This window comes from Rhodoferax sp. GW821-FHT09E07, from assembly GCF_059416145.1.
In genome coordinates this window covers 179,395-192,899 of sequence record NZ_JBWKOP010000002.1, presented here as the reverse complement: position 1 = coordinate 192,899, position 13,505 = coordinate 179,395, and the positions used below count along the sequence as shown (strand labels likewise).

The following is a 13,505-nucleotide window of genomic DNA, read 5'->3' as shown; positions in this document are numbered from 1 at the left end:
CCTGGGATTGCAGTCCAAGCGGTGGGGTACGCCATAGTGCGTTTCCAACCTTTCAATTGGCTGGAACTGAAGTCGCCATGTGATGAAGGGTGTTGCTAGTTGGGCATGTTCTCCATGGCCTGGCGTTCCAGGCGCCGGTAAGAAGCGCTGTTGCGCACGGTTTCAATCGCCTTCCAGACCCGCTGGGCCAACTCTGGCTGGGTGGCCAGCAACTGATGGGACAGCATCAGGTAGTAGGGCTTCTCGGTCAGGGGAAGGGGTAGCTCCTCCAATTGCGCGGCCACGTCGGGCTGTACCAGGACCATGGCGGCATCGCTGCCCCCCATGGCCACGGCGGCTACGCGTCCCAGCATCAGGCGGCGTGCCAGCGCCAGCGCGCCCTGGTTGTTTTCTTCCACAGGCACACCCCAGGTGCGCAGCTGCGCACCGATGGAGTAGCCCAGTTGCACGCCCACGGGGCCGTCGAGGTTGCTGATCTGCTTGCCATCCCACTGCACCGTGCCTCCCTTGCGGCGCAGCAGCACATAGCGGTCGGTGTGCATGCGCTTGCTGGCGTCCACCGTTTTGCCACCCGGGTAGGCGCCGATGTCGAGCCGCTCGTCGCTGAAGCTGGCGGCAAAGGCACCATCCACTTCGTTGCCCTGTAAGCTGGCCAAGCAGCGCTTCCAGGGCAGGGATTGGTAAACAAACGGTACGCCCACGTGTTGGCTGACTTGCTGCAACAGCTCAAAGTTCAGCCCCTTGCCCTCGGCGGTGCGCCAAGGCTGGATGGTTGCGCTTTCGAAACACAGGCGCAGGGGCGTAGCAGGTCTGGCTGGTTCCGCTGCCCAGAGAGGTGTGGCGCAGAGCAGGGCACAGCCAAGCGCACTCCACCAGCGTGCGATGGCGTGGCCGGGCCTGACGCTCATTGCGTCACGACCCGATTTCGACCCTGGTCCTTGGCACGGTACATGGCTGCATCGGCCCGCGACATCAGGTGCTGCAGCGACATATCGCTGGCCTGCAGGGTGGCCACTCCCATGCTGACCGTGTAGCGCGGGTGGGCGGGCGAGCTGGCAGTGGCGGCGCGGATGCGCTCGGCCACCACCACGGCTTCGTCCCGCGAGGTTTCCGGCAACAGCAGCACAAACTCTTCGCCGCCCAAACGGCCCAACTGGTCCTGGCGACGCAGATGCGTGTTGACCCGGACCACAAAATCAATCAGCGCCTTGTCCCCCGCCAGATGACCATAGGTGTCGTTGATCTGCTTGAAGTGGTCCAGGTCCATGGCCACCAGTGACAGGTCACGCCCATGGCGGCGGCAGCGGTCCATTTCCAGCTGGGCCGCAGTATCCCAGGCCCGGCGCATGAGCGCGCCGGTCAGTGAGTCTTTGGTGGCCAGGCGTTCAAATTCGTCACGCACGCGCTCACTGGCCAGCAGCACAAAGCCAATCAGCGTGAGCAGGGTGCAGCAGGTCAGCACCGCGCTGATCACCGCGTTGAAGTTGTTGGAGACCATGGCGTTGCCTTGGGTGTAGCCCGACAGCGCCCCCGCGCCCTGAACCACCCAGGCGCAAGCTGTGGCCATGAGCGACAGCACCAAAAAACGCCCCGAGAAATCGAAGCGATTGTGCTCAACCAGTCGGTGGCTGTGAAGCACAATCAGCACAACCAGCGTGGTGTCGATCACGGTGACCCGCGCTTCATAAAAGGGCTGGACCTGCACGAAGTACGCCAGCAGCGCAGATGCCAGCAGTACCATCGCACCGGTTTTGCGCAGGCTGGAGGGCAGACCCAAAAACTTCTCCGTGCCCAACAGCCACATGAGGGTGCCCCCCATCAGCAGGCTGTTGCCGCCCCACACGGTCGCCAGCAGAGGCAATATGTCCCGCAATGCCACCAGCACAATACCGACAAAGATCACCAGGGTGCCGCCAGCCCACCAGCCCAGGCCGCGCACACTGACGGGGTAGTTGCGCCGCAAAGACAGCAGCACAAATGCCATGAGCGGCCCCATGAAGGCGGCCATGAACAAAATGGTGCGAATATCCAGCTTCAAAAAATCACTCTCTCAAGGGTGCCGTTCAGGCGAACAGACTGGAAATATCGCTGAAGTCCTCAGGGTCTGGCAACTGTCCCGCGAGTCGGTCTACTGGCAGCTTCAGGTAGGCCAGCAGGCTGGACGGCGCTTGGCGAAGTCCGTTCTGCACGCTGGCCAGACTTCCGGCCTGATCGGCCAGGCAAGCTGCCAGGTGCACTACGGCGCACAGACGTGATACCTGAATCGCGGTCGATGCATCCGTGCAATGGCCCAGGGCCTGCACCACTTCGTCCGGAAAATCCCAGCGCAGCGCAACGCGGGCGGTAATTTGCCCTTCGTCAAATCCCAGGGTAGCGCGCTCACGTTGCCAGCGTTCCCCTGGAAGGGCGGGATGGGCTTCCAGGGTCGCAATCAATGAGGGGGTGTGCATAGCTACGACCAGCTCGCCCAGGCGCAGCATCATGCCGGTGAGCCAGGCCTGTTGTTCGTCCAGTCCTATTTGGCCTGCCAGAAACCTGGCGTAGCCTGCGCAGACCATGCTGTAGCGCCAGAACTCCTGGCGGCTGATCGATGGGGGCAGGGTGAAGCCCTGTGCCATGCAAATACCCAGCGCGCGTGCGCGAATTTGCGCCATGCCCACCACGCTGACGGCGTTGTCCAGCGAAGTGACCGAGCGTGACAAACCGAACATGGCACTGTTGGCCATGCGCAGCAAGGTGGTGGTGAGCGCCGGATCTTTGGCGATGATGTCGCGCACCATGACCACATCGGCCTCGTCATCGTCCAGCGTGCGGATCAACGCATGCGCAACTTCCGGCATCACGGGCAACTTGACCGTCTGGATGAAGGAGTTGATATCCGCCATGGTGTGGGACGCGGTTTAGCGTGGGGGTGCGGGAGTCTTGAGTGTATAGCCACAGACGGCAGCCACACCACATTGCCAGCACAGGGGTTTGCGGGCTTGGCATACGTAGCGTCCATGCAGGATCAGCCAGTGGTGGGCATCTACCATGTAAGCAGGCGGAATACGCTTGAGCAGCTTGTGTTCCACTTCCAGTGGAGTTTTTCCTGGCGCCAAACCGGTGCGGTTGCCCAGACGGAACAGATGCGTGTCCACGGCCATGGTGGGCTCGCCAAAGGCCACGTTGAGCACCACGTTGGCGGTCTTGCGGCCAACACCGGGCAAGGCTTCCAGCGCCTCGCGCGTGCGTGGAACCTGGCCACCATGCAGTGTTACGAGCATCTGGCAGGTCTGCATCAGGTGCTTGGCCTTGCTGCGGTACAGGCCTATGGTTTTGATGTGCTGTTCCAACCCGTCTAGCCCCAAGTCCAGAATCTTCTGCGGCGTGTTGGCCACCACAAACAGCCGCCGCGTGGCCTTGTTTACCCCCACATCCGTGGCCTGTGCAGACAACAGCACGGCCGCCAGCAACTCAAACACCGAGCTGAATTCCAGCTCCGTCTGTGGGTGTGGATTGGCTGCCTTCAGGGTGGCAAAAAAGGTCTCAATGGCGGCAGGGGTCACTGGGTGCTGACATCCAGAAAGGTGGATTCATCGGGGAACTTGGCGCGCAGCCATTCCACGTCAAGCATCAGCGCGGCAATCACTTCCTTGGGAAGAATGTCGACGGCTGTGGCATCGCGGTGGGGTTCTTCGGCCAGCAGGCCTGCCAGATGCACGATGGCGCCCAGGCGTGAGAAGGCTTGCTCGGTGATAGGGTCGGCCGAGCGCTGCAAGGCTTGCACGATTTGCATGGGGAAATTCCAGCGGCGGGCCAGTTCGGCGGTGATCTGTCCCTCGGTAAAGCCGGTGAGGCGCTGCTCGCGCTGCCAGCGCACTCCGGGGATGTGGGGCAGTTTTTCGATTTCGTGCAGGGTGACGGGATCGGCCTGGGCAATCAGCAGTTCGCCCAGACGCAACATCATGCCCGTGAGCCATGCAAGTTGGCCATCAATGCCCAGCCGCACGGCCAGCCATTGGGCGTAACCTGCGCAGGCCATGCTGGAACGCCAGAATTCTGTGCGGTCCAGGTCGGGCAGGGACGGAAAGGATTCGCTGAGGCAGGCGCCCAGCGCCAGGGTGCGCACCTTGGACATGCCGACCATGGTGATGGCGTCGTCCAGCGTGCCCACACCGCGCGGCAGGCCAAACTGGGCGCTGTTGGCCAGGCGCAGCAGCTTGGCCGACAGGGCGGGGTCTTTGGCGATCAGGTCGCGCACTTGGGAGACGGAGGCATTGTCATCATTCAGGCTCTGGATCAGCGCATGCGCGACCTCGGACATGGAAGGCAATTTGATGGATTCAAAGAATGAATCGAGGTTGGCCATGGTTTCTCCCAAAAAAGTTGCGACCCAATCGGTGACAATTTAACCCAAAGCCAAGCGCGCTCGCTGCAATCTGCGCCGCCCGGCTGACTATTTTTGCCCTTCGTTTGTCCAAAGAGAGCCCCATGCAATTTGCCGATCGCCTGAACAATGTAGAAACCTCTGCCATCCGTGAGCTGTTCAAACTGCTGGGCAAGCCCGGCATCATCAGCTTTGCCGGCGGTTTTCCCGACCCCGCGCTGTTTGATGTGGAAGGCATCCGCGAATCCACCGAGGCGGTCCTGAAGAACTCCCCGGGCCCGGTGCTGCAGTACGGCGCTACCGAAGGCTACCAGCCGCTGCGCGAGGGCATCAGCGCCCATATGGCGACCAAGGGTGCCAGCGTGGCGCCGGATGGCCTCATCGTCACCACTGGCAGCCAGCAGGCCCTGGACCTGATTGGCAAGACCATGATTTCGCCCGGCGACAAGGTCATCATGGAGGCGCCTACGTTCCTGGCCACCATCCAGTGCTTCCGCCTCTATGGTGCCCACGTCATCGGTGCGCCGATCGACGCCAACGGCGTGGATGTGGACAAGCTCGAAGCCCTGATTGCCGAGCACAAACCCAAGCTGGTTTACCTCATTCCCACTTTTGGCAACCCCAGCGGCGCCATGCTGAGCCTGGAGCGCCGCAAGCGTATTCTGGAAATTGCGGTGCGCACCCAGACCCTGGTGGTGGAGGACGATCCCTATGGTGAACTGTTCTTTGAACAGGCGCCACCGCCCAGCCTGCTGGCGCTGAGCGACAGCGTGCCCGGCAGCCGTGACTGGCTGGCGCACTGCGGCAGCTTCAGCAAGGTGCTGAGCCCCGGCTTGCGTGTGGGCTGGCTGATTGCGCCGCCCGCACTGTTGAGCCGCGCCACCATGTGCAAGCAGTTCAGCGATGCCCACACCAGCAACCTCACCCAGGCCACTGCGGCCCACTACCTCACGCTGAACCGCCTGCCCACGGCGCTGAAAGCCGTGCGCGCCACCTATGCGGAGCGTGCGCGGGTGATGGCCGAATGCCTGCAGCGCGAGCTGGGTGATGCGATTGCGTTTGACCGGCCCCAGGGCGGCATGTTCTTCTGGGCACGCCTGACAGGCGCCAACGGCAAGGAGCGCAATGCGGGTGAGTTTGCCAAACGTGCCATCGACAAGCTGGTGGCATTTGTACCCGGCGCGCCGTTCTACGCGCATGACCCGGACCAGAGCACCCTGCGCCTGAGTTTTGCCACCGCCGATGTGGCCAAAATCGAAGAGGGCATCGGTCGCCTCGGCCAGGCGCTCTAGGCCAGTGGGCCGGCGCTAGACGCGTTTGAGTTTGTAGGCCTCGACCATGCCGGGGGTGCCGCGCAGCTGGACGACCAGCTCGCCGCGGCGAAAAATCACATGCTTAACCGTGTCCTGGCGCCCCTGGTAGATCACGGTGTCGCCGTCCTTGAACTTGGGCATGACCGGCATGAGCTGGCGAGCGGCCTGGGCACTGGTGGGGTGCAGCATGCGCGCTATGGGTGGATGGGTTTCCGCCAGTTTTTCCATAGCCTTGGCCATCGCCCCCTTGATTTCGGACGCTGTGAACGGTTTGTGCAAATGAAAAAGGGCGTGGGCCTTTTGGGCTTGCTGAACCAGCGTGGGGTCCATTTGTGCGCTCATCAGCGCCAGCTGGCACTGCGGGTTGTATTGCAGCAATTGCGCTTGCACGGCCAACGCGGTCAGCGAATTTCCTGAGAAGCAGTCACTGATCAAGACATGGGGGCGGTGTTCCGCCGCGACTTCCAGCGCGGCTTGCGGGGTGCTGACGGTCTTGATCCAGGCGGATGCAAATCCGTAGCTTTCAAGAAGTTGGCGCAGAAAGGCTTGCACCGCGGGGCTGCTATCGGCCACCAAGAAATGAATCGTTGACATGGGAACGGACAGGCTCTTGATGCCACAGGAAAACCCGCGGCCTGCAGTAATGGATAACCCTGAGCATAATGGTGCAAACACGGTTTTGGGCCGTGAGAAATGAGGTTTTTTATGTTGAAGACTCTAAAAATTGATTTCGTGTCGGATGTGTCCTGCCCCTGGTGCGCCATCGGCCTGCAGAGCCTGGAAACTGCGCTGGGCAAATTGGACGGGGAAGTACAGGCGGACATCCATTTCCAGCCCTTCGAGTTGAACCCGAAGATGGTGCCTGAGGGTGAAGACATCACTGAACACCTGCACAAGAAGTACGGCTCCACGCCGGAACAAGCCGCTGCAGCGCGCGAAAACATCCGCCAGCGTGGCGAGTCGCTGGGTTTCACCTTCAACATGGACAAGCGCGGTCGCATTTACAACACCTTTGACGCGCACCGCTTGCTGCACTGGGCCGAGACTTCGGGCCAGCAATTGCAGCTGAAGAAAGCCTTGTTCGCCGCCTATTTCACCAATGGCGAAGACCCCAGCAACCACGAGGTATTGCTGCGCGCCGTGCGCGCGGCGGAGCTCGATGTGGACGAGGCCCAGCGCGTGTTGGCATCCAACGATTACGCCGATGAGGTGCGTGAGCAGGAGCAGTTCTACCTCGACCAAGGCATCCATTCGGTGCCAGCCATCGTCATCAACGACCGCCACCTGATTTCGGGCGGTCAGCCGCCGGAGGTGTTTGAGCAGGCGTTGCGCCAGATCGCCGCCCAAGCCTGAGCGAAGCCCGCATGGTTGACCGGCGGCGACTCCTTGGCTTCGCTGCCGCCAGTGCCGGGGCCCTATGGTTGCCACGCAGTGCCTGGAGCCAGCCGCGGTTGGATGGTGACCCATTTGCGCTGGGCATTGCCAGCGGTTCGCCTACGCATGACTCGGTGGTGTTGTGGACGCGGCTGGTGCAAGACCAGGCCTCGCGCCTGGGTGCTGATCCCGTCACCGTGCGCTGGGAAGTGGCACACGACGCGCAGTTCCGGCGCCCGGTGCAGTCTGGCCAGGCACAGGCTTTGCCCGTACTGGGGCATTCGGTGCATGTGGACGTACAGGGCCTGGAGCCCGACCGCTGGTACCACTACCGTTTTACGCTGGGCTCGGCGGTCAGCGCGGTGGGTCGCACGCGGACCTTTCCCGCGCCGGGCGCCCCGGCCCGGCGGCTGCGCCTGGGCTATGCGTCTTGCCAGCACTGGGAGCATGGCTATTACAGCGCTTACCGCCATATGCGGGACGAGCAGTTGGATGCGCTGATGTTTCTGGGCGACTACATCTACGAATACGCGGGCAGCAGCAAGGCGGTGCGCAGCGTGCCGGGCGGCACCGCCATCACGCTGGACGACTACCGGGCACGCTACGCCCTCTACAAGACCGACCCGCACCTGCAGGCCATGCATGCGGCCTGCCCCTGGCTGCTGACCTGGGACGACCACGAGGTGCAAAACGACTATGCCGGTGAGGCGCCAGGCAGCCACGGCCCCGAGGGCATTGACTTCGCCGCGCGCCGCGCCGCGGCCTACCAAGCCTACTACGAACACATGCCGTTGCGCGCGTCAGCCCTAGGGCGTGCACTCAATGGCGTCTGGGGCCCTAGCCGCGAATTGAGGCTCTATGGCCGCGTGCCCTTCGGCAATCTGGCAACACTGCATCTGCTGGACGACCGCCAGTACCGTGATCCGCAGGTCTGTACCAAGGGCGGTGGCTCCGGCTCCAGCACGGTGAACCCGGCGCGCTGCGCTGCGCTGGCAGATCCCAGGCGTACCTTATTGGGGGCCGCACAGGAGCGCTGGCTGGACCAGTCGTTGGCTTCCGGCGGCGGGCAATGGACAGTGTTGGGCCAGCAAACTGCATTTGGCCAGCGTGACTTCCATCTGGGCGACGGGCTTAGCGTGTCCAACGACGGCTGGGACGGCTACGCTGCGGCCCGCACCCGCATGACCGAGGCGCTGCAGCGCCATCAGGTCAGCAACCCGGTGTTCCTGGGTGGCGATGTGCACTCCAACTGGGTGGGGCATGTGAAGGCTGACTACGCACGCCCCCAGAGCAAGGCGGTGGGCGTGGAGTTTTGCGGTACCAGCATCACCTCCCGCGGCGCAAGCAATGAACGGCTACCGGAAACCCTGGCGGAAAACCCGCACTTCATTTTTGCGGACCGCGAACGGCGCGGTTACGGTGTGGCCGAATTCACACCCAAGCAACTTAGCGTCACCCTGCGGGTGGTGGAGGATGTGACCCAAGCAGACTCGGGGGTGCAAACCCTGGCAGCGTTTGCCGTGGAGCCGGGGCGGCCCGTGGTGCATCGGGCCTGAGCGGCCTGGTCGCTACGCTTGCTGCAGGACTTCGAGCAGCCGGTCCAGCCCGCCGCTGTTGATGGCCACCTGGGCTTGGGCCCGCACGGCGGGCTTGGCATGGTAGGCCACGGAGAGGCCGGCCGCACCCATCATGGGCAAGTCGTTGGCGCCATCGCCCATGGCAATGCACTGCGCGGGTTCGATACCCAGCAACGAAGCCACTTCCAGCAGGGTGCGGCGTTTTTCGGCACCGTCGCAGATGTCGCCCCAGCTTTGCTGCACCAGCCCGCCAGTCAGTGTGCCGCAATTGGGGCCAGAGGCGATTTCCAGCACATTGGAGCGGGTGTAGTCGATGCCCAGCAGTTCGCGCACATGCTCGGCAAAGTAGGTGAAGCCGCCGCTGACCAGCAAGACCTTGAGCCCGGCCTGCTTGCAGGCCGCCACCAGCGCGGCCGCCCCGGGGTTGAGCTGCAGGCGTTCGCGTTTGACGGCCTCCAGGTCCGCCACGGTCACGCCCTTGAGCAGCGCCACGCGGCGGCGCAGGCTGTCCTTGAAGTCGGTGATCTCGCCGCGCATGGCTGCCTCGGTGATGGCAGCTACCTCGGCCTTGCGGCCCACGGCGTCGGCAATCTCGTCGATGCACTCGATGTTGATGAGCGTGGAATCCATGTCGAAGGCGATGAGCTTGTAGTCGCTCAGGCGCAGCGCGGCGGGCAGGTTCTGGACAACGAGGCCGGGGGAGGGGTCTGACATGGTGAGGTCGGTTGCTATGAATTTGGTAGCTGCTTGTGCTTATTTCACGGGGGCTAGAGTCGTATTTCTTTCACAACCCGGGCTGGCATTCAATGCAGCGCATTGGCGCGCACCAGTTCCTGATGGCGGGCGTTGATGGCCATCACGGCCTTGTCGCCCCGGTCCCAGTGGTCCAGAAAGACCTCGCTGTCCTTGGTGAAGCGGTGGCCGATGCGGATGGAGTAAGACTTGAACATCCAGCTGAACATGGATTTGAAGAATACGGCTTCGTCCAGATCCCGCCACTTCACGCCGCTGGTACCCTTGGTCCAGGGCAGGAAGCCGGAGGAGCGCCAGACACCGATGTCGTCCATGTACAGGCGGTGGCTTTTGATGGAGAAGATGCGCAGGACGATGGCGATGGTGAACACGCTCGAGACGATCAGGCCGCCGATGATGTTGGCGTACAGGAACATGGAGGCCAGGATCGCCAGGATGATGGTCAGAATTACGGTCCCGATGTAGGCGGTCCAGGATTTGCCGCCCAGTTCCTGCACATTCTTGGCCGTGATGTTGGTGTTTTCTTGATCCATGGGCTCCCCGTAAAAAGTTGTGCCGAAAATGTAGCCGGAAAAAAGGCAGATTCCGCGACAGGCTGTGTTTAGGCCTTCGATTGCGTTGCCGTACTGTTGACGGGCGTACCTAAGCTGCGCAGCACAGCCCGCACCATTTGCACCCGGGCCTTCACCTCGGGCAGCTCACGTTCGATGCGCAGCTTCTCGTTGCCCACCAGCTTGATGTGCTTGTTCTTCTGGATCAGTGCGATCACCCCCATGGGGTCGATGGGGGCGTCCTTCTTGAAGGTGATGGTGATGACGCCGGGCGCGGCATCCACCTTCACCACGCCATAGGGCTTGGCGATCACGCGCAGGCGGTGCACGTCGATCAACGTCTGCGCCTGGGCCGGTAGCTTGCCGAAGCGGTCCACAATTTCTTCCAGCAGTGCATCCACCTGGTCGGTGTTCTTGGCCGTGGCCAGCTTCTTGTAGAAGGACAGGCGCAGATGCACATCGCCGCAGTAGTCATCGGGCAACAGCGCTGGCGAATGCAGGTTGATTTCGGTGGTGACGTTGAGCGGGCTCAAGAGGTCCGGCTCCTGGCCGTTCTTGAGACAGCGTACGGCTTCGGAGAGCATTTCGTTATAGAGCTGGAAACCCACTTCCAGCATGTTGCCGCTCTGGTTTTCGCCCAGCACCTCGCCCGCACCGCGAATCTCCAGGTCGTGCATGGCCAGGTAGAAGCCGCTGCCCAGTTCCTCCATCTGCTGGATCGCGTCCAGCCGCTGCTGGGCCTGCTTGGTCAGGCCCTCGATGTCGGGCACCATCAGGTAGGCGTAGGCTTGGTGGTGGCTGCGGCCCACGCGGCCGCGCAGTTGGTGCAGTTGGGCCAGGCCGAACTTGTCGGCGCGGCTCATCACGATGGTGTTGGCGCTGGGTACGTCGATGCCGGTCTCGATGATGGTGGAGCACAGCAGCAGGTTAAAGCGCTGGGCCACAAAGTCCCGCATCACGGCTTCGAGCTGGCGCTCAGGCATCTGGCCGTGGGCCACGGCGATGCGGGCCTCGGGCAGCAACTCTTCGAGCTTCTGGCGCCGGTTCTCGATGGTTTCTACCTCGTTGTGCAGGAAGTAGACCTGGCCGCCGCGTTTCAATTCGCGCAGCACGGCTTCGCGGATCACGCCGTTGCCTTCCGAGCGCACAAAAGTCTTGATGGCCAGGCGGCGCTGCGGCGCGGTGGCGATGACACTGAGGTCGCGCAGGCCTTCCAGCGCCATGCCCAGGGTGCGCGGGATGGGTGTGGCGGTGAGGGTCAGCACATCCACCTCGGCGCGCAGCGCCTTCATTTGCTCCTTGTGGCGCACGCCAAAGCGGTGTTCCTCGTCGATGATGAGCAGGCCCAGGTTGGCGAACTTGGTGTCCTGGCTCAGCAGCTTGTGCGTGCCCACCACAATGTCGACCGTGCCATCGGCCACACCCTTGAGCGCCGCCGTGATCTCCTTGCCGCTGCGAAATCGGCTCATCTCGGCAATCTTCACCGGCCATTTGCCAAAGCGGTCCACCAGCGTCTGGTAGTGCTGTTCAGCCAAGAGCGTGGTAGGGGCCAAAAACGCCACCTGCTTGCCACCGGTCACCGCGACAAAGGCTGCGCGCAGGGCAACCTCGGTCTTGCCAAAGCCCACATCGCCGCAGACCAGGCGGTCCATGGGGCGGGGGCTGATCATGTCCTGGATGACGCAGTGGATGGCGGCTTTCTGGTCGGCGGTTTCTTCAAAGCCGAAGTCGTTGGCGAACTGCTCGTAGTCGCCCGCGCTGTAGCGGAAAGCGTGCCCCTCGCGGGCGGCGCGGCGGGCGTAGATGTTGAGCAGCTCAGCCGCACTGTCGCGCACCTGCTCGGCGGCCTTGCGCTTGGCCTTCTCCCACTGGCCGCTTCCCAGGCGGTGCAGCGGTGCCTCGTCGGCGCTGACGCCGGTGTAGCGGCTGATGAGCTGCAGCTGGCTCACGGGCACGTAGAGCGTGGCCTTGTCAGCGTACTCCAGGTGCAAAAACTCTTGCAGCTCAGGTTCACCCGCAGCGTTCTTGTTGCCCATGTCCATGTGGATCAGGCCGCGGTAGCGCCCGATACCGTGGGCGCTGTGCACCACGGGGTCACCCACGTTGAGCTCGGAAAGGTCCTTGATCAGGGCTTCGACGTCGCTGACCTGCTCCTGCTTCTTGCGCCGGCGTGTGGTTGGGCCGGTGGCAAACAGCTCGGTCTCGGTGATGAGGTCGATGCCCATCTCCAGCCAGCTGAATCCGACCGTCAGGCCGGCGGTGGCCATGCCGAATTTCTCGTCGCTGGCCAAAAACTCTTGCAACGAATCAAACGCGGGCGGCGAGATGCCACTGGCACGCACGAAGTCCAGCAGGCTCTCCCGCCGGCCATCGCTCTCGGCCAGTACCAGAACGCGGCGCTGGGTGTTGCGGGCGTGGGTCTTCAGCCGGGCGAGCGGGTCCTCGGTGCCGCGCTCCACCGAAAGCACGGGCAGGCCGGAAAACTCCACAAAGGCATCGCCTTCGCCCGCCGCGCGAATCGCCAGTTGGGCATGGGCATTGGCCCGGGCATAAAACTGCTCGGTGCCCAGGAACAGCGACTCTGGCGGCAGGGCGGGACGATCCGGATCACCCTGGACCAGGCGGTAGCGGTCCTTGGTGTCTTGCCAGAAACGCTGGAAGGCGGGCTCCAGGTCCCCGTGCAGCACCACGGTGGCGTCCGCGCCCACGTAGTCAAACACGGTGGCGGTTTCTTCAAAGAACAGTGGCAGGTAGTACTCAATGCCAGCCGTGGCTACGCCGTTGCCAATGTCCTTGTAAATGCGGCTCTTGGTGGGGTCGCCCTCCAGCAGTTCGCGCCAGCGGCTGCGGAACTTGGCGCGCGCCTCGTCGTCCATGGGGAATTCGCGCCCTGGCAGCAGGCGCACCTCGGGCACCGGGTACAGGCTGCGCTGGCTGTCGGGGTCGAAGGTGCGGATGCTGTCGATCTCGTCGTCAAACAGATCCACGCGGTAGGGCACGGGGCTGCCCATGGGGAAGAGGTCGATCAGTCCACCGCGTACCGCGTATTCACCGGGGCTGACCACCTGCGTCACATGGCTGTAGCCGGCCAGCGTGAGCTGGCTTTTGAGTTTGGCTTCATCCAGCTTCTGCTTGACCTTGAATTCAAAGGTGTAGCCGGCCAGAAAACTGGGCGGCGCCAAGCGGTACAGCGCCGTGGTGGCGGGCACGATAACCACGTCGGCACCTGTTTCCTTGTCGCGCTGGCTGATGCGCCAAAGGGTTGCCAGTCGCTCGCTGATCAGGTCCTGGTGCGGGGAAAAGGTGTCGTAGGGCAGGGTTTCCCAGTCCGGGAACAGGGCGCAGCGCAGCGTGGGAGCAAAGAAGGCTATTTCTTCGATCAGGCGCTGGGCATCGCTGGCGTTGGCGGTTATCACCGTCATGGGCAAGCCAGCGGCTTTTTCGCGTTCGCCCAGGCGGGCCAGGAGCAGTGCGTCGGCAGAACCGGCGGGGCGGGGCAGGGTGAAGCGCTTGCCCGAGGTCAGTTTAGGTAAATCCATGGATGGGTTCGATTTTAGAATGGGCTACCCGT

12 protein-coding genes are annotated in these 13,505 nt (G+C 63.1%); 3 read left to right on the top strand and 9 right to left on the bottom strand.

The window, feature by feature from the left end:
• Positions 1 to 95: 95 nt before the first annotated feature.
• The 5 genes from AC07OE_RS04095 to AC07OE_RS04075 are packed head-to-tail and all read right to left on the bottom strand — an operon-like array spanning position 96 to position 4,348.
• Positions 96 to 908: a substrate-binding periplasmic protein gene (locus AC07OE_RS04095; protein WP_495069298.1), complete on the bottom strand. Its 813-nt coding sequence runs from the start codon at positions 906 to 908 to the stop codon at positions 96 to 98.
• Positions 905 to 2,038, bottom strand: coding sequence for a GGDEF domain-containing protein (locus AC07OE_RS04090; RefSeq protein WP_495069297.1), 1,134 nt, complete (start codon positions 2,036 to 2,038; stop codon positions 905 to 907). Before AC07OE_RS04090 ends, AC07OE_RS04095 begins: the two co-directional genes overlap by 4 nt.
• A 25-nt stretch (positions 2,039 to 2,063) precedes the next feature.
• Entirely contained in the window at positions 2,064 to 2,885 is an 822-nt protein-coding gene (locus tag AC07OE_RS04085; protein ID WP_495069296.1) for an HDOD domain-containing protein, read from the bottom strand.
• A gap of 15 nt (positions 2,886 to 2,900) precedes the next feature.
• Positions 2,901 to 3,545 (bottom strand): endonuclease III, encoded by a 645-nt coding sequence (gene nth, locus AC07OE_RS04080; protein ID WP_495069295.1) that lies wholly within the window; start codon positions 3,543 to 3,545, stop codon positions 2,901 to 2,903.
• Positions 3,542 to 4,348 carry an HDOD domain-containing protein gene (locus AC07OE_RS04075; RefSeq protein ID WP_495069294.1) on the bottom strand — a complete coding sequence of 269 codons (807 nt, stop codon included), beginning with the start codon at positions 4,346 to 4,348 and terminating at the stop codon, positions 3,542 to 3,544. Before AC07OE_RS04075 ends, nth begins: the two co-directional genes overlap by 4 nt.
• A 122-nt stretch (positions 4,349 to 4,470) precedes the next feature.
• On the opposite strand from AC07OE_RS04075, the gene AC07OE_RS04070 reads away from it, so the two are divergent.
• Positions 4,471 to 5,658: an aminotransferase-like domain-containing protein gene (locus AC07OE_RS04070; protein ID WP_495069293.1), complete on the top strand. Its 1,188-nt coding sequence runs from the start codon at positions 4,471 to 4,473 to the stop codon at positions 5,656 to 5,658.
• Between the two features lie 15 nt (positions 5,659 to 5,673).
• On the opposite strand, the gene AC07OE_RS04065 is transcribed toward AC07OE_RS04070, so the two are convergent.
• On the bottom strand, positions 5,674 to 6,273 hold the full coding sequence (locus AC07OE_RS04065; RefSeq protein ID WP_495069292.1) for a response regulator: 600 nt from the start codon (positions 6,271 to 6,273) through the stop codon (positions 5,674 to 5,676).
• Between the two features lie 111 nt (positions 6,274 to 6,384).
• Here AC07OE_RS04065 and AC07OE_RS04060 point away from each other — a divergent pair, with 111 nt between their 5' ends.
• Positions 6,385 to 7,032: a DsbA family oxidoreductase gene (locus AC07OE_RS04060; protein ID WP_495069291.1), complete on the top strand. Its 648-nt coding sequence runs from the start codon at positions 6,385 to 6,387 to the stop codon at positions 7,030 to 7,032.
• Positions 7,033 to 7,043: 11 nt separating this feature from the next.
• The gene (locus AC07OE_RS04055; protein WP_495069290.1) at positions 7,044 to 8,609 is read left to right on the top strand and encodes an alkaline phosphatase D family protein; all 1,566 of its coding nucleotides are present in this window, start codon (positions 7,044 to 7,046) and stop codon (positions 8,607 to 8,609) included.
• Positions 8,610 to 8,621: 12 nt separating this feature from the next.
• Here the strand turns inward: AC07OE_RS04055 and serB are convergent, their stop codons facing one another.
• From serB to mfd, 3 genes are all read right to left on the bottom strand, one after another.
• Positions 8,622 to 9,344: a phosphoserine phosphatase SerB gene (gene serB, locus AC07OE_RS04050; RefSeq protein WP_495069289.1), complete on the bottom strand. Its 723-nt coding sequence runs from the start codon at positions 9,342 to 9,344 to the stop codon at positions 8,622 to 8,624.
• 89 nt (positions 9,345 to 9,433) lie between these two features.
• Entirely contained in the window at positions 9,434 to 9,916 is a 483-nt protein-coding gene (locus AC07OE_RS04045) for a hypothetical protein (protein ID WP_495069288.1), read from the bottom strand.
• A gap of 68 nt (positions 9,917 to 9,984) precedes the next feature.
• The gene (mfd, locus tag AC07OE_RS04040; protein ID WP_495069287.1) at positions 9,985 to 13,473 is read right to left on the bottom strand and encodes a transcription-repair coupling factor; all 3,489 of its coding nucleotides are present in this window, start codon (positions 13,471 to 13,473) and stop codon (positions 9,985 to 9,987) included.
• Between the last annotated feature and the right edge of the window lie 32 nt (positions 13,474 to 13,505).

Bases quoted from the DNA above. Each gene is read 5' to 3' on its own strand.
- AC07OE_RS04095 (WP_495069298.1), bottom strand. From the start codon at position 908: ATGAGCGTCAGGCCCGGCCACGCCATCGCACGCTGGTGGAGTGCGCTT.
- AC07OE_RS04085 (WP_495069296.1), bottom strand. From the start codon at position 2,885: ATGGCGGATATCAACTCCTTCATCCAGACGGTCAAGTTGCCCGTGATG.
- AC07OE_RS04075 (WP_495069294.1), bottom strand. From the start codon at position 4,348: ATGGCCAACCTCGATTCATTCTTTGAATCCATCAAATTGCCTTCCATG.
- AC07OE_RS04070 (WP_495069293.1), top strand. From the start codon at position 4,471: ATGCAATTTGCCGATCGCCTGAACAATGTAGAAACCTCTGCCATCCGT.
- AC07OE_RS04065 (WP_495069292.1), bottom strand. From the start codon at position 6,273: ATGTCAACGATTCATTTCTTGGTGGCCGATAGCAGCCCCGCGGTGCAA.
- AC07OE_RS04060 (WP_495069291.1), top strand. From the start codon at position 6,385: ATGTTGAAGACTCTAAAAATTGATTTCGTGTCGGATGTGTCCTGCCCC.
- AC07OE_RS04055 (WP_495069290.1), top strand. From the start codon at position 7,044: ATGGTTGACCGGCGGCGACTCCTTGGCTTCGCTGCCGCCAGTGCCGGG.
- serB (WP_495069289.1), bottom strand. From the start codon at position 9,344: ATGTCAGACCCCTCCCCCGGCCTCGTTGTCCAGAACCTGCCCGCCGCG.
- AC07OE_RS04045 (WP_495069288.1), bottom strand. From the start codon at position 9,916: ATGGATCAAGAAAACACCAACATCACGGCCAAGAATGTGCAGGAACTG.
- mfd (WP_495069287.1), bottom strand. From the start codon at position 13,473: ATGGATTTACCTAAACTGACCTCGGGCAAGCGCTTCACCCTGCCCCGC.